Source organism: Proteiniphilum propionicum, assembly GCF_022267555.1.
Taxonomy (GTDB): domain Bacteria; phylum Bacteroidota; class Bacteroidia; order Bacteroidales; family Dysgonomonadaceae; genus Proteiniphilum; species Proteiniphilum propionicum.
The window spans coordinates 101,995-125,596 of sequence record NZ_CP073586.1 but is presented as its reverse complement, the minus strand read 5'-3'; the positions used below and the strand labels follow the sequence as shown (position 1 = coordinate 125,596).

At 44.6% G+C, this 23,602-nt stretch carries 11 protein-coding genes; 10 read left to right on the top strand and 1 reads right to left on the bottom strand.

The window, feature by feature from the left end:
- Nucleotides 1–862 precede the first annotated feature (862 nt).
- The 8 genes from KDN43_RS00430 (at nt 863) to KDN43_RS00395 (ending at nt 20,288) form a co-directional block, all read left to right on the top strand.
- Nucleotides 863–3,841, top strand: a complete 2,979-nt coding sequence (locus KDN43_RS00430) for a PEP/pyruvate-binding domain-containing protein (RefSeq protein WP_238867736.1) — start codon at nt 863–865, stop codon at nt 3,839–3,841.
- Between the two features lie 447 nt (nt 3,842–4,288).
- Nucleotides 4,289–10,195: an alpha-2-macroglobulin family protein gene (locus tag KDN43_RS00425; RefSeq protein WP_238867735.1), complete on the top strand. Its 5,907-nt coding sequence runs from the start codon at nt 4,289–4,291 to the stop codon at nt 10,193–10,195.
- Nucleotides 10,196–10,266: 71 nt separating this feature from the next.
- Nucleotides 10,267–10,653, top strand: a complete 387-nt coding sequence (locus tag KDN43_RS00420) for a DUF1573 domain-containing protein (protein WP_238867734.1) — start codon at nt 10,267–10,269, stop codon at nt 10,651–10,653.
- 89 nt (nt 10,654–10,742) lie between these two features.
- Nucleotides 10,743–11,834: a methylmalonyl Co-A mutase-associated GTPase MeaB gene (gene meaB / locus KDN43_RS00415; protein WP_238867733.1), complete on the top strand. Its 1,092-nt coding sequence runs from the start codon at nt 10,743–10,745 to the stop codon at nt 11,832–11,834.
- A 495-nt stretch (nt 11,835–12,329) separates the two neighbouring features.
- The gene (locus KDN43_RS00410) at nt 12,330–14,486 is read left to right on the top strand and encodes a hypothetical protein (RefSeq protein WP_238867732.1); all 2,157 of its coding nucleotides are present in this window, start codon (nt 12,330–12,332) and stop codon (nt 14,484–14,486) included.
- Nucleotides 14,487–14,523: 37 nt separating this feature from the next.
- Complete coding sequence (locus KDN43_RS00405) at nt 14,524–17,415, top strand: TonB-dependent receptor (RefSeq protein WP_238867731.1); 2,892 nt, start codon at nt 14,524–14,526, stop codon at nt 17,413–17,415.
- Between the two features lie 59 nt (nt 17,416–17,474).
- The gene (locus tag KDN43_RS00400) at nt 17,475–18,695 is read left to right on the top strand and encodes a DUF4876 domain-containing protein (RefSeq protein ID WP_238867730.1); all 1,221 of its coding nucleotides are present in this window, start codon (nt 17,475–17,477) and stop codon (nt 18,693–18,695) included.
- Nucleotides 18,696–18,713: 18 nt separating this feature from the next.
- Nucleotides 18,714–20,288 (top strand): DUF6850 family outer membrane beta-barrel protein, encoded by a 1,575-nt coding sequence (locus KDN43_RS00395; protein WP_238867729.1) that lies wholly within the window; start codon nt 18,714–18,716, stop codon nt 20,286–20,288.
- Nucleotides 20,289–20,395: 107 nt separating this feature from the next.
- On the opposite strand, the gene KDN43_RS00390 is transcribed toward KDN43_RS00395, so the two are convergent.
- The gene (locus KDN43_RS00390) at nt 20,396–21,439 is read right to left on the bottom strand and encodes an asparaginase (protein WP_238867728.1); all 1,044 of its coding nucleotides are present in this window, start codon (nt 21,437–21,439) and stop codon (nt 20,396–20,398) included.
- 178 nt (nt 21,440–21,617) lie between these two features.
- On the opposite strand from KDN43_RS00390, the gene KDN43_RS00385 reads away from it, so the two are divergent.
- The gene (locus tag KDN43_RS00385) at nt 21,618–22,040 is read left to right on the top strand and encodes an OsmC family protein (protein ID WP_238867727.1); all 423 of its coding nucleotides are present in this window, start codon (nt 21,618–21,620) and stop codon (nt 22,038–22,040) included.
- A gap of 104 nt (nt 22,041–22,144) precedes the next feature.
- The gene (locus tag KDN43_RS00380) at nt 22,145–23,407 is read left to right on the top strand and encodes a phosphoglycerate kinase (RefSeq protein WP_238867726.1); all 1,263 of its coding nucleotides are present in this window, start codon (nt 22,145–22,147) and stop codon (nt 23,405–23,407) included.
- Nucleotides 23,408–23,602 lie beyond the last annotated feature (195 nt).

Here is a 23,602-nt window from a genome sequence, read left to right as displayed (position 1 = left end):
TTTTTAAGAGGTAAAGTTTTACGGCCAGTTCTGGTCCTGATCGTTAAAAAACAGAATGCTTTTGGTGTACAACGCGTGTCATGCGAAGCATCATCTATTTAATTATATTTGAGTTGTATTGACACATGCGAAATTTCAATAACTTTAAATGTGGAATCATAAATAAGTATAGTTCGGCGATTTTTTTACTTAATATTAAAAATGTCTCATGATTATACTGGTTTTTTTAAAGTGTATTCATTGCTAATAGTTAATTAATTATGAATAATCACCTAGAAAAAATACCGAACTTTCGAAGTGAGCATAATTAAATCCAGAATTCATTATTTTGTATATTTTTGTACACACCCCCCTTCTTGTAATAATTAGGCAAATAATCATTTAAATAGCTGACAATCACAAAGAAGCGCTATAAAGTTCCAGCGGTTTCTAGTCTATTTATAATTAATGGATTGTGCTTTACATTGAAACTTTTTTAGCAAACCGTTGTTTGCTTTACATACGTTATTAAAAATAATTCAAATTAAATCAGATTTTTTAAATAAAAAAAATCCCAAGTATGAAAATATATTAAAATAAACATATATTTCGCCACAATATATAATTATCCGAATTAAGCAGTGAAAACAAAAAGACTATTTCTGCATATCATCAAATATATTTAAATTTGTAGTTGCGTTGTGTATTGATTTTCTTATAGATATTTACATTGCGCACGTAATAAAGTTATGCTGTTATTTTCACATTGAACATTGCTCGTTGCCTTCAGGATATCACTTAGTGTTGTGTGCAAAACTTTTGCACAAGTTTCAACTTAATATCAGCTGAATTGACTCTTTGTTCATTAATTAAATTATTTGAAATGAAAACTCCCAGATCGGTAGTAAAAGCTCACGATATCAGTCAGCTCAGGTTTCGCGATACGCCGTTCGTGAAGCTTATGAACAAACGCATTTACAACATCCTAATGGTTGCATCTAGATACGACATGTTTATACTTGAGGACGATGGACGTGTGGATGAGCAGATATTCAACGAGTACACATCCCTTAATCTGCGTTATCCACCCCGCTTTAATCAGGTAAGTAACAGCAGAGAGGCACTGGCTGAACTAAAACAGAATCACTATGAGCTGATTATCTGCATGCCTAACATGGACAACAGTGATACATTTGAACTTGCAAAACAGATAAAATCACGTTATCCCGAAATACCGATTGTGCTTCTCACCCCTTTTTCCAAAGCGGTGACCCAATCGTTGCGTAAGGAGGATCTGAGCGGGATAGATTATGTTTTTAGCTGGTTGGGTGACACTGACCTTTTGCTGGCAATCATAAAGATTATTGAGGACTATATGAATGTTGAGCACGATGTGAAGACAGTGGGAGTGCAAACAATAATGCTGGTTGAAGACTCAGTCCGTTTCTACTCCTCGGTACTTCCGTTGCTATATAAGTTTGTTCTTTACGAATCGAAAGAGTTCTCAAAGGAGGCGCTAAACGATCACCTGCGAATGCTTAGAATGCGTGGGCGCCCAAAAATACTACTTGCACGAAACTACGAAGAGGCGGTATCTTACTACAAGAAATATGGTGACAATATGCTGGGTGTTATTACCGATATGAGTTTCAGCGTGGGGGGAGAGAAAGACAGGTTGGGAGGTAAACGCCTGGCTGAGTGGATCAGAACAAAAGATAGTTATATTCCAATTATCTACACATCTTCCGAATCGGAAAACATTAAATATGCTTGTGAAGCAGATGCGGTGTTTATCGATAAAAACTCCAAAACTTTTCCGCAGGATCTCCGCAAGGCTATCAAAGAGAACCTGGGTTTCGGAGATTTTATTATTACATCTCCAAACAAAAAAGAGGAGATTTTCCGCATCAAGAATCTTAAGGAGTTGCAGATGAATATCCGTAATATTCCTGATGATGCCCTCTATTATCACCTTTCACGTAATCATTTCTCACGCTTTTTCTATTCACGTGCCATGTTCCCGGTGGCAGAGATGCTGAAAAAAATTGATGTTTCCGAGTATGCGAGCATGGATGATGCACGCGAACTAATTTACGCCACAATTGTGCAGTACCGACTGATGAAAAATACAGGTGTAGTGGCTGTGTTCGAGAAAGACCGATTCGACCAATACTCAAATTTTGCCCGTATTGGCGAGGGGTCGCTGGGAGGGAAAGGAAGGGGGCTTGCATTTATTGGATATATGGTGAAAACGCATATGGAGCTGAATAAAAATCCCAACTTTCCCGTTACAACACCTAAAACGGTGGTACTGTGTACCGATATTTTCGATGAATTTATAGAAGCTAACAATCTCTACATAGTGGCACTTTCTGACAGGAAAGATGAGGATATCCTGAAGCATTTTCTTGCTGCCAAGCTGCCTAAAAGGCTGGTTAGCGACTTTTTTGTTTTTTTGGAAGCTATCGAAGGACCAATTGCCATCCGTTCATCGAGTATGCTGGAAGATTCACAATATCAGCCTTTTGCCGGAATATACTCTACATATATGATTCCTTATGTGAAAGACAAATATGAGATGGTACGCCTTCTTAGCAACGCAATCAAAGCAGTTTATGCATCGGTTTTTTATAAAGATAGCAAAGCTTATATGGCTGCCACGCAGAATCTGATTGATCAGGAGAAGATGGCGATAGTTCTTCAGGAGATGGCTGGTTCACAGTATGGTAAGTTGTTTTATCCTGCTATATCGGGCGTTGCGCGTTCAATTAACTACTATCCTATTGGAAACGAATCTACTGAGGATGGTATTGTTGATATGGCTTTGGGATTGGGAAAGTATATTATCGACGGGAATCTCGGACTTCGTTTCTCACCACTGCATGCATCCGGGATTCTGCAACTGAGCACTCTCGATCTGGCGCTAAGGGATACACAAACAAGGTTTTACGCTCTCGATCTCGATTCGGTATCAAAAGATTTTACAGTTGATGATGGGTTCAATCTATTGAGCATTAGGCTTAAAGAGGCTGAAAAAGATGGGCCGCTCAGATATGTCGCCTCTACATACGATCCTCAAGATCAGGTTATTCGTGATGGTTTCTATGAGGGAGGGCGCAAGATTGTATCTTTCGCAAATATCCTTCAGCATGGTATGTTCCCGTTGTCAGAGATCCTCGACAAGCTGTTGAAGGTAGGGCAAAAAGAGATGGGACGGCCTGTGGAGATAGAGTTTGCCGTGGATATAAGAGATCATAAGTTTGCTACATTTTATGTACTGCAAATTCGGCCGATTGTCGACAACAGAGAGGTGGTGTATGAAGATCTGGAAAATATAAATGTAAAAGATTCAGTGTTAATGTCAAAAAATGCACTTGGAAATGGAATATCAAACGATGTATTCGATGTGGTATATGTGAAGACTGAGTCTTTCTCTGCATCCAAAAATCCTCAGATAGCCCGTGAAATTGAGTCCCTGAACAGCATGTTTGCAGAAACCGGGACAAATTATGTGCTTGTCGGCCCGGGTAGATGGGGCTCTTCCGATCCTTGGTTGGGTATCCCGGTTAAATGGCCCCATATATGTCAGGCACGCTTGATAGTGGAGTCGGGTATGGAGAATTACCGCATAGAACCGAGTCAGGGCACACATTTCTTCCAGAACCTTACATCTTTCGGTGTGGGATACTTTACAGTGAATCCATTCTTGGAAAATGACGGTTACTTCGATGAAATGTTTTTGAATCAACAGCCTGCTATTCACGAAACCGAATATATACGTCATGTGCAATTTGAGAAACCTCTTGTCATCAAGATCAATGGAAAAAAAAGGATCGGAGTGGTCATGAAACCAGTTCTATGACATTTTTAATCATTAAAAACACACTGTTTACCTGGTAAAGCAACCCTTTACCGGGATATTTTTTATTTGTTTTTTTTAAAGGAACTGTTCCGGTTAAATAGTTTATTATTATTAATAATGATTAAATAAATCGTATTGATGCAGCGTTTGAGATTTCCATTCGTCTATTGCAATGTATACTTGAGATTTCATATCATACTATTAGAGTTTTTAATCAAAACAAAAAGTCCATAAAACTGTTTAGTAGATAGTTAATACGTCACCTCATTAATATAGCCCTCATGTGAAGAGTAAATCAATCAATCCTGCCCAAAGCCCTGATTATCATAAGTCAATGCTCGATCGATACGCCGAAGTTGCATTTGTGTTAACACTCTTATCAGTTCGATTATCATAAAGCAATGTGTTTCTGATGCAGGTGAGTTTAACTACAAAATAATTAATCATATGAAAAAAATTTTCCTGACGCTGTTGTTTCTTGTTCATGTTTTCGGAATATATACACAGAACAGTCAAACTGTTAATAATAAGCACTATGTAAAAGATTGGATACGGGTTGCCGAATTCGAAAAGAAGTCGCTTCCCCAATCAGCGGCGAAAGTGGTGGATGAGATATTGAGTAAGGCAATTGAAGAAGAAAATAGCCCCCAGGCTATTAAAGCAGTGATACATCTGGGAAAATATGATCTGGCGGTTGATGCACAAAATGATTCACTTATATTCCGCAATTTGCGACAAATGCTCCTCAAAAGTAATGATATGGTGGAGCGCGCCGTATTGCACTCTATGTTGGGAGAACTCTATTTGCAATATTATCGGAAAGACTCGTGGAATATTAATCAAAGGACTGGATTGGGGGACTTTGTACCGACCGATATAAAGGAGTGGACACGTAATATTTTCTATGATAAGGTAATAGAGCATCTGAATGCTTCTATTGCTCCAGAGGGGGAACTGATAAATGCAAAAGTTGAATCCTATACTGACGTAGTAGAGCTGGGAAATGATTCGAGACGGTTTTTCCCTTCGTTGTACGATTTTCTGGCTCGTCGAGCTATTGAGTTTTTTGGGCAGGTTGATACCGGTGAGGACTTGAGTTATACTCTGGCAAAACGGAATATCACACAGGAGTCTCTCTTCTCTCCAGTTGAGGATTTTGTAAAACTGCCATTCAATCCCGAACTCAGAGAGTACAATCTCTGGGCTTTGGAAAGTTATAGAAAGCTACTGGGTTCACTGAAACAACGAAGCATGGACGAGTCTCTTCTACTGACGGAGTTAGAAATGTTTGATTACCTGAGAAAACTCTCCTCAGCCCACACTTCTGCGGCAAGGCCCGCGCTGGAGAATCTCCTGGAAAAATGGGAAGGGAACGATATTAGTGTTGAGGTCATCGACAAGCTTTCCCAGCTTTATCAGCAAGAGATAGATTTGATGGATCCAGCAGATTCTATCCAGGCAAAAGAGAAGACCGGGGAGCTGTATGAATTGCTGAAAAATACAATTTCCATTTTTCCAAAGTATGAACGTATTTCCATACTTGAAAACAGGTTGTCGCAACTTACACAGCCGTTTTTCACAATCTCAGGAGCGAGTACTTTTCCTATAGAAGGAGAAAAAAGGCTGAAAGTTGACTTTCGGAACATCCGCTCACTAACAGCAAAACTCTATAGAATCCATTCACCCCTTGATGTGCTGACAGAGAGGTCAAAAATCAGAAGCCAAATAGCAGACAAACGTGAGTTTTTAAGAGAATTCAGTATATGTATCCCCGAAACGGTTGAATATTGGAAAGGGGAAACATCGTTCGTGCTGAACGCCGGAGCCCCCGGAACCTATATGTTGACTTTCAGTACTTCACCAGAAACAGATTATAGCGGAGAATCGGAATATTATTTCGCAGTTTCCGATCTGGCGATTTTTGCCCGTGAAGCATCCGATAACAGGTATGAGTTTTTTGTTGTGGACAGAACCACCGGTACACCAGTACCCAGAGCAGAAATAAATATTTATAAGCTGCCAGGTAACTGGAGTAATTCGCAGCTTGCTCTTGATCAGTCCATTACTTCCAACAATTTGGGACTGGCAGTGTATGATAAAAAGATTCCGAACAACGATGTATTTTATCACGCTGTTTTAAAAAATGACAACGGCTCGATGTTGAGTCCGCTGCCTTTGGATTATTATGATTTTTCCGACCTAAAAAGTGAACCGCGGAAAACGACAAGTATCTTTACCGATCGCAGTTTGTACAGGCCCGGACAAACCGTTTTCTTTAAGGCAATACAGGTTCGTACAGGTATTAAGGAGCAGTCCGTTATAGCAGGGGAGACTATCGAACTTGTGCTGAGAGATGCCAATTACAGAGAGATCTCCAAGCAGACCCTTACAACCAATGAGTTTGGCTCTGTGGCGGGTGAGTTTGTATTGCCTCACGGCATTCTTTCTGGAAATTTTGCGATCACCTCTCAAAACGGGACAGTTAATTTTCAGGTTGAAGAGTATAAACGTCCTACTTTTGGGGTATCTTTCGATAAGATAGAGGGAACCTATCAATTTGGTGAAGAGATCACGCTCAAAGGAAAGGCGGAAAACTTTTCCGGGATAAAACTGCAAAATGCTACGGTAACCTACCGAATCACTAGACAACACACTTATTGGTGGAGATGGGCCAGCTTGCCTGAATATTTCACTGCCGGTAGTGCAACTACAGGTGATGATGGGAGATTCGCCATTACATTCACGCCCCGGAAACCTGATGGCGAAAAGGGTCGCAAACGTATTTACACGTTTAATGTGGAAGCAACTGTAACCGATAGCAATGGAGAGACACAAGCAGGTGTATATAGTGTTACTGTAGGAGATATATCGATGTTGTTGCATATCGACATGAATGACCGATGGGAGAGAAACAACCCTGAAGAACCTCTGTTCTCTGCGAAAAACCTGGATGGACAGGAAATTATGGCATCAGGTGTTTATTCGTTGTACACAGTTTCTGAAAACGATTCCATTGCAGATAAAGTGTTGATGGGTACTTTTGTGACCGGAAAACAGGAAACGTTGAAAAAACAGCTTGCCCTGCTCTCTTCTGGTAAATATCGGTTGAAACTGCTTACTGAAGATGAACGGAATAACCCGGTTGAAACGGAAAAAGACTTTATACTTTTTTCATATAGAGATAAGCGGCCCCCTGTGAAAACCAACGATTGGCTGATCGAAAAAAACAAAACATTCGCCGATGGAGAGCCGGCTGAAGTGATACTTGGTGCTTCCGATTATGTAAATGTGCTGTATGAGCTATGGCATGATGAAACAGTGTTGGAAAGAAAATGGATTAAGCTGAACAATGAAACCCGGTTGTTTTCTTTGCCTTATAAACCGGAGTACAAAGAGGGAGTAGAGCTGATGCTTACCTACGTAAAAAACGAGCAGTTTCATGCGCATCGTGTAGCGCTAACTCCGAAAAAAGAGGTTAGGGAACTGGTGGTTAAGTTAGATGTGTTTCGCGACAGAATCCGCCCCGGATCGGGGGAGGAGTGGCGTCTGTCAGTATTAGATGCTGTTGGGAAACCTGTTGTAGCTGAGGTCCTTGCATCAATGTATGACGTGTCGCTCGATAAAATATATCCTAACCAGGGATGGGGGGACCACTATTTTTCGCTCCTTTCACAAGGCTATAGCCCAAAGTATCAGGGAGACCTCTCTTTTAACCCCGGGTTTGGCAGTGGCTATTTTAGCCGACCGTTCAAAGAGGTTATCTCTTTCCAGTTCGATCGTTTTAACTGGTATGGATACTCGTTGTTGTATTCAGGCAGGGTAATGTTTCGGAGTGCCAAGGCGGGAGGTATACAGACTGAGAATTATGAAGCATCTTCAGAACAGGTTATGGTAAACGAAGATATGGTTGTACGTGAGAGTGCTTTGAAGGGTGTGGACGTGGAGAATGAGAGAGATAGTGCCCGTCGTTCCCCGTATGCGCCACAATCCCCTATAATGGCAGAAGATACCTGCATGGATGTTGTACCTCAGATCCGTCGTAATTTTAATGAAACCGCTTTTTTTTATCCGCAGCTAAGAACCAACGATAAGGGAGAGACACAAATTGCTTTCACCGTACCCGGGAGCAATACCCGTTGGCGTTTTCGTGTGTTGGCTCACGATAAGAAACTGAATAGCGGGAAGGCGGAAGCTTATACTGTCTCGCAAAAAGAGCTTATGGTGACGCCTAATATGCCCCGGTTTCTGCGTCAGGGCGACAGGGTAAGTATCTCTGCAAAGATTTCCAACCTGTCGGAGCATGACATTGATGGAATGGTGAAGATAGAACTTTTTGACCCATTAACGGAACAACTCTTTTCCGGTATTTCGGTTTCAAATGCCTCCCAGTCGTTCCAGCTTTCAAGTGGCTCTTCTTCCGATGCTTCGTGGATTTTTGATGTGCCGTATGATCACGACGTGATAGGTATCCGCATTATCGCACAAGCTGAAGATTTCTCGGATGGAGAACAACATGCCCTTGCGGTGCTTCCCAATCGGATGTTGGTGACCGAGAGTATGCGAATGGATGTGAATGGTAACGAGACAAAATCATTTTTCATGGAGCGGTTGACGAAAGAGATATCTGCAACCGCGCAAAGTTACCGCCTCTCGCTCGAGTTTGCGTCTAATCCTGCGTGGTACGCTGTTCAGGCGCTCCCCGTGTTGAGTAACCCTGGAAGTGACAATGCAGTTTCGTGGTTTTCTTCTTATTATGCTAATACCCTGGGCGCTCATATAGGAAAGTTATATCCTAAAGTGACGGCTATGGTTTCAGCCTGGAAGATGGAGGGTGGGACCAAGGAGACTTTCCTTTCAAACCTTGAAAAAAATCAGGAGTTGAAAAATGTATTGCTTGAGGAAACTCCCTGGGTGATGAAAGCAAAGAATGAATCGGAGCAGAAGGAAAAGTTATGGTTGTTGTTCGACCTTAACCGGAGTATGAACCTTACAAGCTCTGCGTTGGATAAATTACGGGAACTGCAAACCAACCAGGGTGGCTGGAGCTGGTTCAAGGGTTTCAGTCCGAGTGTAAGCATCACGCAATATATCCTGTATGGTTTTCAGCAACTCAGGAAGCTTAATGCTGTGGAGTTTACGCCAGATATCCTTGTAATGCAGTCGAAAGCAATCGAATTTATAGATGAAGAAGCCAGACGCCGTTTTGAATCAGTTAAAAAATACCATAAAGATTGGCGAAAGATGAAAACTATCTCGGTAACAGATCTTGAATACCTCTATGTACGTTCGGAATACAGCGACTTTATTATGGACTCTGAGGTGCGTAAGATGACCGATTTCTATCTCTCAGTGATACAAAAAAACCGGACCTTCTATAGCTTATACGAGCAGTCTCTTATCGCTCTGCTGATGAAGCGTGAGAATAATTTTAGCATTTTAGCGGAGATACTGGACTCCTTAAGGGAACATGCAACCGTATCAGAGGAAGAGGGAATGTACTGGGCTAATAATCGCGGTCATGTGTTTATGTCGCAATCAGCCATTTCGGCCCATACCTTTATCATGGAGGCATTTCGTGCTGGAGGTGCATCAGAAACAGAGATGGATAAGATGAAGCGATGGTTGCTCAAGCAAAAACAGACACAGATATGGGAAACTACTAACGCTACTGCCGATGCTGTATATGCTTTGCTTAGTACGGGGAGCGACTGGATCTCTTCACAGGGAGAAACTGTTGTAACTATTGGCAAGCGGCGTGTTAAGCCGGATAGCAGTGAGTTTGGAACTGGATATTTCAGTCAATCCTGGAGTATCTCAGAGATAAATCCCGAAATGGGAAAAGTAACAGTCGAGCATAAGGGTAATGCCCCTGCCTGGGGAGCACTATACTGGCAGTACTATGAAGATATGGATAAGATTACCAAAACAGACGCCTCTCTTGATGTTGAAAAACTCCTTTTTGTAGAACAGTCAGGGCCGTCGGGAGCGGAACTGGTTCGTATCACGAAAGAGACTCCACTGAATGTTGGTGATAAAGTTGTTGTGCGTATCACTGTCAGGACGGACCGCGACATGGAATTTGTAAATCTGAAGGATATGCGTGCAGCCGCTTTTGAACCTGCCAATCAGGTCTCCGGTATGAGTTGGCAAAACGGGATACCCTACTATCAAACCAGTAAAGATGCTTCTTCCAATTTTTATTTCAACTTATTGCCGCGTGGTACCTGGTTGTTTGAATATGCGGTTTATATAAACCGTACCGGCAGCTATTCCAGCGGCATCACTACAATTCAAAGCATGTATGCACCTGAATTTATCTCTCATACCGGGGGAAGCCGAATAATTGTTAAATAGTAAACAAGGGTTAAACTATTTTGTTATTATCGTGTCTGAAAAAATTATTGGAAACGAAAAGAAATATTCAAATGAAAAAGTTGAGTTTAATATTCGTATTTACCGTTCTGATTAGCGGAGCAGTCTTTTCACAGTCGAAGGCTGATATGGAATTTAAGAAGACTGAGCATAATTTTGGTACTATCAAAGAGGAGATAGGTGCAGTAACCACTCAATTTGAGTTTACCAACAAAGGTAATAGCCCCCTTGTCATACATAGGGTGACAACATCATGCGGGTGCACTACGCCCGGATATACACGAGAGCCGGTTTTGCCCGGTAAAAAAGGAGTAATTTCCGCGCAGTATTCCACAGTACGTCGTCCTGGCACATTTAACAAGACTATAACCGTTTATACAAATGTACCCGACACAGTTTACATACTCACAATCAAGGGTAATGTGACTCCAAAAAGATAAAATAGACTTTCTGATTGTCTATACAAGCCGAATGAATTATCTTTGTATAAAGAGTTCATCCGGTTTTTTCAATTTTTGATAAAGCAACAATGGAACACCCCGAAAACGACCCCAAATATAGCGGACTTATGGTAAATAAAGGTATCTCTCGACCACCAAGTGTAAATCCTTATATGAAGAAACCATTGAGGAGCAGCACGCTTTCGGTCACTGAATACGTGGAAGGCATCTTGTCTGGTGACAGAGTGATACTGAGCAGGGCTGTAACACTTGTGGAGAGTTCACGCCCGGAACATCAGGATATGGCACAGGCTATTATCGAGAAATGCCTGCCATATGCCGGGAATTCTATCCGTGTGGGCATCACAGGTGTTCCCGGAGCTGGGAAAAGCACATCCATCGATGCTTTCGGGATACATCTACTTAAGAACGGGCATAAACTGGCAGTGCTTGCCATTGATCCTTCAAGTGAACGTTCGAAAGGGAGTATTCTAGGAGACAAAACCAGGATGGAAAAGCTCTCCCGCGAGCATGATGCCTTTATACGCCCCTCTCCCTCGGCTGGATCTCTGGGGGGCGTAGCACGCAAAACAAGGGAGTCGATTATCCTTTGTGAAGCAGCCGGATTCGATTACCTTTTTGTGGAGACTGTGGGAGTAGGCCAGTCGGAGACTGCAGTCCATTCCATGGTAGATTTTTTTCTGCTGATTCAGTTAGCCGGCACAGGTGATGAGCTGCAGGGTATTAAACGGGGAATTATGGAGATGGCTGATGGTATTGTAATAAATAAAGCCGATGGAGATAATATCGATAAGGCAAAGATGGCACAGCGGCAACTGAAAAACGCACTGCATCTCTACCCGGTTCCTGAATCGGGATGGATACCCGAAGTGCTTACCTATTCGGGATTTTATGATATTGGGATAGATGAGGTTTGGGATATGGTGCACCGGTATGTTGATTTTGTGAAGCTGAACGGATATTTCGACCGCAAAAGAAAGGAGCAGGCTAAGTTCTGGATGTTTGAAAGCATTAACGAGCAGCTAAGAAACGGTTTCTATCGTGATCCGGAGATTGCAAAATTGTTATCTGACCTTGAAAAAGAGGTGCTTTGCGACCGTAAAAGCTCATTTGTGGCAGCCAAGGAGGCGCTTGACAGGTATTATCAGCGGAAAAAATAAAAAAATTTCACTGATTATGTACAACGGTACAACTTTTTTACTTAATTTTGCAACACCATACAAGAAGGCGCACTCTTCTAACGGTTAGGAAAATTGTTTCTCAGGCAATGAATAGCGGTTCGATTCCGCTGTGCGCTACTTTCGAAACTTAATACCATCATACGTTTGTTCTAATTATAACTTTCATACATCCATACATCTAACTTTTTTAGTTGTTCTTTACAGCTTTTTTCTGTAGGTCTCTCCGGAAAATAAATTATTCTTAAAGGTAAACTCACCATAAGCTCAACATGCCTTAAAATAAACTATGCATATCTCTAAATAATGAGCGAATCATCAAATAATCCTTACTAAATTATATTTGTTACTTAGTAATTGTTAGAGACCTTTGTATTCATTAAAAGAGCTGTTCATTCTTTAAAATTAGGAATTAGTGTTATAATGTATTATTTTTACCGCGAATTTGAATAATTTGAAATATAATATTAAGGAAAAATGAAATATCGTTGTTTTGTTTTAACGGTGTCGTTGTTAGCATTTGTGTACATCGACACATTTGCGAGAAAAAATGAACCCTCTTTCGCCGTTATTGTTGATCAGGAGGTGATGGATAACTGTAAGAGTGCTTTAGAAAAGTATGCTGCTTCAGTAGAAGCAGATGGACTTAAAACACATATTATTGTTGACAGATGGAATATCCCTGATTCCATCAGAACGGTATTGTATACTCTATATAAGACTGATGGTTTAGAGGGAGCTGTATTTATAGGAAATATTCCTGTACCCATGATCAGAGACGGGCAGCATCTGACAACTGCATTTAAGATGAATCAGCAACGTCCTTGGGAGTACTCTTCAGTCCCTTCTGACAGATTCTATGATGATTTTAATTTGAAGTTCGATTACCTCAAAAGAGATTCGGTTAACCATTTGTATTACTATTACAGTTTGTCATCCGAAGGAGCTCAATCGGTGAATAGCAACATCTACAGCGCACGGATTAAACCACCCAAATACAAGGGTAAAACACGCTTTGAGCTTATTGATGCCTATCTGGAGAAGGTGGTAAGAGAGAAAGAATCAGTACGGGAGATTAGCCGTATCACTTATTTTGCTGGACAAGGATACAACTCCAATAGCATGGTAGCACGGGCTGATGAAAGAATTTCGTTAATAGACCAATTTCCCGTATTGGCCCAAGGAAAAGGCCATCTCAACTATATCGATCATACATTCGATGAATCGGTTAAATGGCGCCTTATGGCAGAGCTCTCAAGAGAGGATCTTGATCTGGCTATTCTGCATCATCATGGTGCCGAGGATACGCAGTATCTGAATGCCAGCCCGTATGCAAGCATGGCGGACCGATGGCTGGATATGGCGCGTAAGTTTTTCCGGGGAAAGATCCGGAGTGCAAGGGATACAATTGCCTCCAAACAGTACTATATTGAGAACTACAATGTGCCGGAATCATGGGTGGCTGACGCATTCGATCCTGAAAGGATGAAACAGGACAGCCTGATCGACGCCGCAATGGATATTCATATTGCAGATCTTGAAGGTTTTACACCAGGAGCCCGCTTTATTATGCTGGATGCATGCTTCAATGGATCCTTTCATCTGGAAGATTATATCAGTGGTCATTACATATTCAATCCGGGACATACTGTAGTGGTCAAAGCTAATTCGGTAAATACCCTGCAGGATATCTGGTCCAACCAGTTGATCGGTTTGTTGGAGCTTGGTGTGAGTGTGGGAAACTGGGCTAAGGAACAGTTCACTCTTGAATCACACCTGATTGGTGATCCCACCTTCCGGTATGTAAGTAGCCGGAAAAAGGGGCATGACTTCAACTATGCCATTGCACACCGGAGAGATGAAGTCCGCTTTTGGAAGAAAATGGCAAAGGAGGAGCATCCAGAAATCAAAGCACTCTCCATGAAAATCCTTTTCCAAAAGGGTGTAATGAACCCTGATCAATTGTATGTGATACAGACCAGCGATGCTCGTCCTACCGTAAGACTGATGGCTTATCAACTCATACAGCAAAGTGGTAGTGATATGATAGTTCCCTCCATCAAAGCCGGATTGTATGACAATTATGAACTTTTACGCCGTTTTGCTGGAATCGATGCTTCCAAGAATCAATCGCCTGCTCTTCTTGATGATATCATGCTGTTGCGGGTTTCTCCAGGCATCACCAAGCGAGTTGATTTTCAGATCAGGCGAGCTGCCGAGCTATATCCCGTAGAAGCAGCACTAGTTGCCTATGACAAGCAGCTGGAAGGTAGGCGTGGTGTCTGGTATGAACAGAAGAGGGAGGAGAAAGCCAACTTGGAGAGAGTTCTTGCTGGAAACGAGAAGAATATGATGGAACTGCTCGATCCAAAGGTGGAGCAACGTAGCAAGCGATTTAACATCACTGCTCTGCGAAACTCCAACCAAACAGCTTATCTTGATTCACTTTTCCAGTTTATGAAGGAATCAGATGATCAAAGCCTTAGACTACTGTTGGCCGAAGCATTTGGCTGGTATACCCGTTCCTGGAAAAAGTGCGAGATTGTCGATTTTTGTAAAAGACAGGCTTCGGTTGAGACAGACGAAGTTGTTAAAAATGAACTGTTGCGTACCGTAAAACGCTTGACGGACTAATTATGTAACCTGATTTTTCTATTAAGGAGCATACAGTATGATAAAAAATCTTATACTTAATCCAATTATATCACCAAGGAGACTGCTTTTGTCCATCCTTTCCATATTGGGGCTGTTTATCCTTGGTGCGGAACAACTCTCCGCGCAAGAACTCCTCTCTTCCGTGAGAGGAAGGGTGGTAGAGCAGAATGATCCCTCTGTGCCGGTTGAATTTGCCACGGTGCAGGTGCTCCCGCAAGGGTCAGCCACCACCACCAACAACAAAGGTGAGTTTTTCTTCGATCGTCTCTCGCCGGGGCGTATCAACCTGAAGATCGAATTTCTGGGGATGGAACCGATCGATACCGCTTTTACCCTTGGTGCCGGAAAGCATCTGGAGATCTCCTTTCAGATGCAGGAGAGCACCTTCCGGTTGACAGAGATCACCGTGGTGGCACAGGAGAGCAAGGCCGGCAGAGCCACCGCCTCCCTTGTCTCCCGCCAGGCGATGGATCACCTGCAGACCAGCTCGCTGAGCGATATCATGCAGTTACTACCCGGTGGTATCACTTCTTATGAAAGTGGTCTCTCATCGGCCAAGACCTTCAATATCCGCAGCCTGGGAGCCAACCCGCTCAACCAGGGGATACCGGTACCGGCCGATGCTGCCAATATGAACAGCATGGGGACCGCCATCGTGATCGACGGTGCTCCCCTGTCGAACAATGCCAACCTGCAGACGCTCTCACCGGCCATCAGCGGTGGTGGCGGTTCTATAGGAGGTGGTTCATCACCCAACTCGGGTCTCGACATCCGCTCCATCTCAACCGATAACATTGAGTCGGTGGAGGTGATCCGCGGCATCCCCTCGGTTGAACATGGCGACCTCACCTCCGGTGCGGTGATCATCAAATCGAAAGCGGGCAGGGAACCACTCACCATCCGTCTGAAGACAGACCCCAGCATCTACCAGGCCTCTGTGAGCAAGGGCGTGAGCCTGGGTAAAGAGAGGGGAAACCTGAATGTAAGCGGTGATTACGCCTACAGCATAAAGGATGCCAAGGAGTCGTATGCCTATTATCAGCGCGCAACGGCTCGGGCAATGTATTCCAATCGTTTCAACAAACTATCCAGCAACACCTCCTTCGATTTCTCGCTGGGCAAAGATACACGGGAGAGAAACCCCGATGATGAACGCAGTCAGCTCGAAACGGGTGCACGCGACATTGGCCTGCGGTTCAACACCAACGGCACCTGGAACATCCGCAAGGGATGGCTGAGCAACGTGAAGTATACGCTTTCGGGTAGTTACCGCGACAAGCACTCCTATCAGAAGAAGCTGCTGGGCAATGCTTTTGCCGCCTATTCCATGTCAAATACCGACGGAGCCGTACTGAGCAACCGCCCCGGTCAGAAGGTGTATGACAACGAGGGACGTGAACTGACCAATATCCCCGCCGGTGAGGCCAGCCTGATCGCCACCTATCTTCCTAATGAGTACTTCAGCCGGTACGATATCTACGGCAAGGAGGTAAATCTCTTCGCCAACCTGAATGCCTCCTTTTCAAAGACGTTGGGAGCGGTGAACAACCGGATCCTGCTGGGTACCAACTTCAGAAGCGACGGCAACCTGGGCGACGGGAAGGTGTATGATCCCTATAACCCTCCGAATCGCAGCCAGAGCGCGGAGAACTCGTCGCCGCGCCCCAGAAAGTATTCTTCCATTCCGTTTATCAACCAGTTGTCGCTCTATGGAGAGGAGAACCTCACATGGAGCATGGGTGAGAGGGAGTTGCTGGCACAGGCAGGTCTCCGCTACGACCTGGTAAACAGCAAGAGCATCGTCACCCCCCGCACCAATCTCTCGTTCGATATCTTGCCCCGCAAGCTGTGGCTGAGGGGTGGCTTCGGGGTGACAGCCAAAGCGCCGACAACACTCTATCTCTACCCGGAAAATGCCTACTTCGACCTGGTTCACTTCAACAGCCTCAACTCCTCATCGGTGCCGGAAAATGAGCAGTTGTTCCTTTCCACAACACGGGTGTTCAACACCCGGAACAGGGAGCTGAAAATGGCTGCCAACCAGAAGGCGGAAATCGGGCTTGACCTGATGGTTAACAGGATGCGTTTTTCCGTGACGGCCTACAACGAGCAGCTCAAGAACGGATACAACCTGGCTACCACCATCGATTCCTACCATTTGCTGAATTACATCATTTACGAGGAGGCCGTACAGAACCTCGGCACAATACCCACTCTGCGGGAGAAGGAACGACACAATATCTTCGTCTCCCATGCTACCCCCACCAACGACGGACGGTCGCACAACAGGGGGGTAGAGTTCGATTTTGACTTCGGCAGGATCCATGCCATCCGCACCTCCTTCGTGCTGAATGGGGCCTATATGCGCTCCACCGACTGGAATGATGGCCACAGCTTCAGCAACAAGAAGAATCTGAATGAGCTGGAGAGAAATATCGGCATCTATGAGAAAGGTAAAGAGAAATATGAAAGAGAGCGTCTAACAACCACCATACGGGCTACCCATAACATTCCATCTATCGGATTTGTGCTAACAACAACTGCACAGGTGAGCTGGATGAACAAGTACTGGACCAACTACGGTAACGACACCACCTTTGTCGCCTATATCTCACGGAAGGACGGATCGGTGAAGCCTTTCGATGACTCCAAGAGAGATGATCCCGAGTTTGCCTATCTCTTCGAAACAAGGAGTCCCACCCGTTTTATCGCGGAATCCTACTTTCCGGTGCTGCTGATCAATTTCCACCTGACCAAGGAGATCGGTGAGAATCTGAAAGCATCGTTCTATGCAAACAACATGTTCAACAGCAGGCCGCTCTATGAGAGCAAGCGAACCCCCGGTTCATTTACACGACTCAACATCCCCATGTATTTTGGTTTTGAGCTGGCCCTGCAATTGAAATAGAAAGCAGTGCTCAATAGATACATACCATTTATTTCGTTAGATCAACAACAAGAAATCATATGAATCAGAAAATAAGAATATACATCCTTCTCCTTCCGTTGATGCTGGCACTGCTCTCCTGTGAGCAGTTCCGGAGTGTCTCCGGTACGGAAGAGATGGTTCCCCTGAGTGCCACCATCAAGGTGAATCTCAATCTGGGTACGGCGCCACTGCCCGATCAGCTGCAGGTGAAGCTGGTCAATTTTGCCGAGCGCTATGAGCTGACCGCCACCATGACGCCCAATCAGCCGGTCACGGTAGAGAACATCATCCCCGGCATCTACACCATCACGGTGAGTGCGGAGAAGAGCGAGGATGGGTTTACCTACAACTACAATGGCAACGTGGTAAATGTGGGGATCGTAGACAATCAGGAGACGATCACCATCGATGTGGGTGCAGCCAAAGCGGGAGCGCTCCTCTTCAAGGAGGTCTATTACTGCGGATCACGAACCCCCACCGGAGGTACCTACTTCCGCGATCAGTTCTATGAGATCTACAACAACAGCGACCTCGAGCAGAACATACGGGGACTCGCCATTGCCCTTATCAACCCTCAGACTGCTACAGCCAATCTGCCTGTTTGGCCGGGAGAGGATGCCGACCAGTATGTCTATGCCTTGCATATCTGGCAGGTACCCGACACGACCGATTTTCCCTTGCAACCGGGTGAGTCGATCATCATCGCCCAGATGGCCGATGACCATACAAAAGCCAACCTCAACCCCACAGCACCGGTCAACCTGCTGAGTGCCGAGTTTGAAACATTAGTCAAGACAACCTCTCTTATACAGGACAACCCTGCCATCAACATGAAAATGGCTTTTTGGCCAAAACCTACTAATCAGTGGCTAACCACTGTTTTCGGAGGGGCATTTGTCCTTTTTATCCCCACTGAACCGATTGATCCCAACAGTCCCAGCGAGGTGGTGAGTCCTGTGGGTTCAACCGTACAGAGCTACCGAATCCCCATCGAATCGGTGGTGGATGCCCTGGAGAACGTGGGGAATACCAACCAGATGGAGCTGAAGCGGATGCCGGCTGTACTGGATGCCGGTGCTGCCACGGTGAATGGGACCTATGTGGCCAAGAGTGTGGCCAGGAAGGTGAAGGAGACACGTCCCGATGGAAGGGTCATCCTGCAGGATACCAACAACAGTACCGAAGATTTTGAGGTGATGGATCTCCCGCAGATCAGGAGATACGATGCGCAGGCTCCCTCCTGGAACACCTGGAAATAGCAAAAAAGAGGAACGATTATGAACAGCGTATATAAACAATCTATCAAAGGGCTTTTGCTGACGGCTGTAGCCCTTCAGTTGATGACCTACACCACGGCACAGGAGCAGAGAACATTTTCATCCCCCCTCACTATTGAGATGAGGAAGGCACGTGCCAACTGGTTTGAGAGCAACAACGGTGCCGGAATAGGTCTGGACAGCCTGAGGAGTTATGGCTCTCTCGAGGCCGGATATCAGATGACCGACGGTGAATTCAAAAGGGTACAGCAGGGCGAAAAGGAGCGCCAGCTCAGTGTGGAGACAGAGGGTGGACAACAGCTTGGCAATGCTTATGCCTGGGGTCGCTTTTCCTATCACAACGAGACCCTTCGCGATACACGATTCAACACGGCGATGCTTGATCCCTACCGGGGAGTGCCCTATTATCCGGTAGATCCCAACCTGAGTGACTGGAAGAAGCAGAATTACAACTTGCAGATGAGGGTGTCATCGAAACCGTTATTCGATCGTTACCTTCTGGGTATCCGGGCTGACTATACAGCCGAAACGGGAGCCAAGCAGGTAGATCCACGTTCGGAACTTTACCTCTATTCAATCAATGTGAAGCCGGGCATTATTGCGATATTCGGATCCCATCGTGTGGGACTGAACCTGGAGTATGAGAATATGATCCAGGAGACGCGGGGCCATAGCAACAGCGATGACCAGGTTAATCAGGATGTTTTTGTGATGCGGGGGCTGGGCAACCACTATACAGCTGTGATCGGAGGCCTGCAGTCTTTGGGCAGTTTTGTTTACGATGCCAACAAAGAGGGTGCCGGCCTGCAGTACGGCTGGCAACAACAAGCTCTTCGTTTTTTCGCAGAAGGGGGATACAGCTTCCGCGTGGAAGAGGCGGTCAGGGACATCACCAAACCCCGGAAAGAGGGAACTGTCCGCCAGCAGGAACTCTATGGACATGCGGCACTGCTGCATGAAGGAGTGAACCTGAACCGGGTGGTCCTCTCCTACCGCAGCAGTCGAACGGATGGTATAGAGTTTGTACAGGTGCTGGACAACACCTATGAGGTGCAGCAATGGGTCGATATTTACAGCAGCGTCCGCTCCACATACCGGCGCGATACCTACCGCCTGTCGTACGATTTTTACCGCAATGTGGGGCAGGAGTACAGCTGGAAAGCGGGCCTCCATGCGCTTTACACGGTGACGGACGACAACTATATTATGCCGGCGTCATACATGAAGATCAGGGATCTCTACCTTGGTGCCAATGCAAAGGTAAATCTTCCCTCAGGACGCAGCTCCCGCTGGGTGCTTGGAGCCAATATTGTTCGGAAGGCGAACCGTGAAGGTGGCTACCTCTATGGAGGAGCCGATTCCGAATCTGCTGTTATCACGGAATTTATGAATCCAGATGTGGTATATTTGAAACAAGATTATTACAAGGTGGGAGGTAGTGTCAGCTACTTTTCTGCTGTTGGTCTCCAAAAGAGCAGCGGTCTGTTCCTAAGGCTATCAGCCGATTATTACAGACCAACTGAAGGTGAAGCAAAGAGAGTGGTTACCCAACTGGGGATGGGACTTACCTTTTAAAATAATAGTGTAATATGGTCCTTGAATTTGACTTTTTGAATCGCTATAACTGTTTGCTATGTTCAAATAGCTTATCAGATTATGACAATTTCATGGAACTGATACACCTAACTTCTTACCGTCAGTTCGCCGCGGAGTGAAACAGACATGAGCCGGCTTACCTCGGTAGGTGTCTTGCCCTGGCCGAACAGTATCATCAGTTTGGCGAGAGCTGCCTCGGTAGTAATATCATAACCGCTCACAACGCCCAGCTTCTCCAGCCTTTGCCCATTTTCGTAGCGATGCATCTCAACAGACCCGTAGAGGCACTGAGTGACATTGACGATTACAATTCCTTTTTCCATGGCATCGCGAAGCAGATCGGTAAACCATGGATAGATTGGTGAGTTCCCCGTTCCATAGGCTTCCAGAACCACACCTTTCAGTCCCGGAATTGTGAGATGTGCTTTCACAACCTCTTCCGTGATACCAGGAAACAGTTTCAATATTATTACATGGTGATCCATGTCGTAATTGAAAAGAACAGGCACAGAATAATCGGGCTTCAGGATGAACCGGTCGTTATAGCGAATATCCAGACCGGCCTCGGCAAGGTATGGATAATTGGGACTGTTGAATGCGCTGAAATGTTCGGAGTTGACTTTGGTGGTGCGGTTTCCGCGCATCAGCAAGTTCTGCATGTAGATACACAATTCAGGGACAGCAGGATTGCCGTAAGCATCTTTGTCGGCTGCGATCTCAAGTGCCGTGATAAGGTTCTCCTTGCCATCTGTTCTTAGTTTGCCGATAGGCAGCTGTGAGCCGGTCAGGATAACGGGCTTGTTGAGATTCTCCAGCATAAGGCTAAGTGCCGATGCTGTATATGCCATTGTGTCTGTACCGTGAAGAATAACAAATCCATCGTATTTGTCATAATGATCTTGAATTACTTGGATCATCTGTTGCCAGATAGGGAGCGACACATCTGACGAATCTATTGGAGGATCGAATAGGAAGGTGTCAACATTGAAGTTAAGACGTTTTATTTCTGGAACATTTGAGCGGAGGTGACTGAAGTTGAAAGGCTCCAGAGCACCCGTTTCAATATTCTCAACCATCCCGATGGTCCCACCGGTATATATTAAAAGCACTTTTGCATTACTATCTATCATACTGCATATTTTTTATGCAAATGTAGCAAAATGTAATCATATACTATCCATTAGATACAATATTTCTTGTGTCTCATTTGTCTTCTTTTCTTTGACTATTATACTTTTCCCATTCATCGAACCAAATTGACAATAATTTGTTTAGAATGATACAAAATAAACAATTAATGATACAAATATGACGACACATTCAATCAAAACGGTTTGGAGAGAGAATAATATTTTTGATACGGAGCTCGACGGGCATACCGTGACAATTGACCTGCCGGAAAGTGCGGGCGGAAATGATGCAGGCCCCGTGCCAAAGAAGCTGTTGCTGGTTGCTGCTGCAGGCTGTACGGGCCTGGATGTTGTGTCTATTGCCCGTAAAATGCATATCGATCTGCAAAATTTTGGTATTCGAATAGATGCTGAAATGACGGAAGAGCACCCCAAACAATACACTTCAATGAAGGTTATTTATGAGTTTGAAGGAGATAACTTGCCTAAAGATAAACTTGAACGCGCCTGTCAGCTTTCGTTCGACAAATATTGCGGCGTATTGGCAATGTACAAAAAAGGAGTCCCTGTAACGTATGATGTCGTTTTGAAGGATTTGTAAACTTTCCTGCATCATTACGGAAAAATTTCCATATTTTTAATAACTTTGCAGCAGGTTTATCAATAGAACTTCATTGGACAATATTCATAAAAATATAAAGAACTATGCAAACAATGGACTCTTTTAATTTTGCCGATAAAAAGGCATTCGTTCGTGTGGATTTCAATGTCCCGCTTGATGATAATTTTAATATCACTGACGATACTCGTATTCGTGCAGCTATACCTACTTTGAAAAAGATTTTGAAAGATGGTGGAAGTGTTATCATAGGATCACACCTGGGCCGGCCGAAAGGACCGACAGGTAAATATTCACTCAAACACATTCTCCCTCGCGTTTCTGAACTGCTGGGTACTGATGTGCAATTCGCCAACGACTGCATAGGTGAAGAGACCGAAGCCAAGGCAGCTGCACTGCGCCCTGGTGAAGCATTGTTGCTCGAGAATCTCCGCTTCTATGCCGAAGAAGAGGGGAAACCTCGCAGTCTGGCTGCTGATGCTTCTGAGGAGCAGACAGACAAAGCTAGGAAAGAGATAAAAGCATCGCAGAAAGAGTTTACAGGTAAACTGGCATCTTATGCCGATGTATATGTGAACGATGCTTTTGGAACGGCACACCGTGCACATGCATCTACAGCTCTTATTGCTGACTATTTTGATGCTGATCACAAACTTTTCGGTTATCTTCTGCAGAATGAGATTATTGCAGTGGAAAAAGTGATGAACGAAACGGAACGTCCTTTCACGGCTATCATGGGCGGATCAAAGGTATCCACGAAAATTGATATTATCAAAAATCTGCTTGACAAGGTTGACAACCTGATCCTTGCCGGGGGTATGACATTCACATTTGCCAAGGCTTTCGGCGGCAAAATTGGTAATTCTATAGTTGAAGAAGATAAGCTGGAGCTTGCTAAGGAACTTGTGGAGCTGGCAAAAGAGAAAGGGGTGAACCTGGTACTGGCAACTGATGCCAAAATTGCTGACAGCTTCAGCAACGACGCAAAAACCGATTTTGCTCCAGTGGATGAAATACCCGACGGATGGGAAGGCCTCGATATCGGCCCCGAGTCTGAAAAAGCTTTCGCCGAGGTAATCAGGAACTCAAAGACCATCCTTTGGAACGGTCCTGTTGGGGTATTCGAGTTCGACAACTTCGACAAAGGGTCACGTGCCGTATCAGATGCAATTGTGGAAGCAACACGTAGAGGGGCATTCTCTCTAGTGGGAGGAGGCGACTCTGTGGCATGTGTTAACAAATTCGGACAGGCCGGAAATGTGTCATATGTTTCAACTGGAGGTGGAGCACTGCTTGAAATGATTGAAGGAAAAGTTCTTCCTGGTATCAAGGCAATCCGCGGTTATTGATTTCTTGTAACTTATTAGCGGAATGGGATTATGAGGGTGAATCACAATGTGATATCATCCTCAATTTTTTAAATTTGACTTTACCTTTTTACGCCTTCCGGTGCTCCCTTCATTCAAATAAATCCATCCATACATATAATTCAGAGAGTGAGTTATCAGGTAGAAAACTACAACAGCAAAAAACATTACTCAGCC

What these genes read in the sequence shown, in the direction of transcription:
- KDN43_RS00430 (WP_238867736.1), top strand. Translation starts at nt 863, where the DNA reads ATGAAAACTCCCAGATCGGTAGTAAAAGCTCACGATATCAGTCAGCTC.
- KDN43_RS00425 (WP_238867735.1), top strand. Translation starts at nt 4,289, where the DNA reads ATGAAAAAAATTTTCCTGACGCTGTTGTTTCTTGTTCATGTTTTCGGA.
- KDN43_RS00420 (WP_238867734.1), top strand. Translation starts at nt 10,267, where the DNA reads ATGAAAAAGTTGAGTTTAATATTCGTATTTACCGTTCTGATTAGCGGA.
- meaB (WP_238867733.1), top strand. Translation starts at nt 10,743, where the DNA reads ATGGAACACCCCGAAAACGACCCCAAATATAGCGGACTTATGGTAAAT.
- KDN43_RS00410 (WP_238867732.1), top strand. Translation starts at nt 12,330, where the DNA reads ATGAAATATCGTTGTTTTGTTTTAACGGTGTCGTTGTTAGCATTTGTG.
- KDN43_RS00405 (WP_238867731.1), top strand. Translation starts at nt 14,524, where the DNA reads ATGATAAAAAATCTTATACTTAATCCAATTATATCACCAAGGAGACTG.
- KDN43_RS00400 (WP_238867730.1), top strand. Translation starts at nt 17,475, where the DNA reads ATGAATCAGAAAATAAGAATATACATCCTTCTCCTTCCGTTGATGCTG.
- KDN43_RS00395 (WP_238867729.1), top strand. Translation starts at nt 18,714, where the DNA reads ATGAACAGCGTATATAAACAATCTATCAAAGGGCTTTTGCTGACGGCT.
- KDN43_RS00390 (WP_238867728.1), bottom strand. Translation starts at nt 21,439, where the DNA reads ATGATAGATAGTAATGCAAAAGTGCTTTTAATATATACCGGTGGGACC.
- KDN43_RS00385 (WP_238867727.1), top strand. Translation starts at nt 21,618, where the DNA reads ATGACGACACATTCAATCAAAACGGTTTGGAGAGAGAATAATATTTTT.
- KDN43_RS00380 (WP_238867726.1), top strand. Translation starts at nt 22,145, where the DNA reads ATGCAAACAATGGACTCTTTTAATTTTGCCGATAAAAAGGCATTCGTT.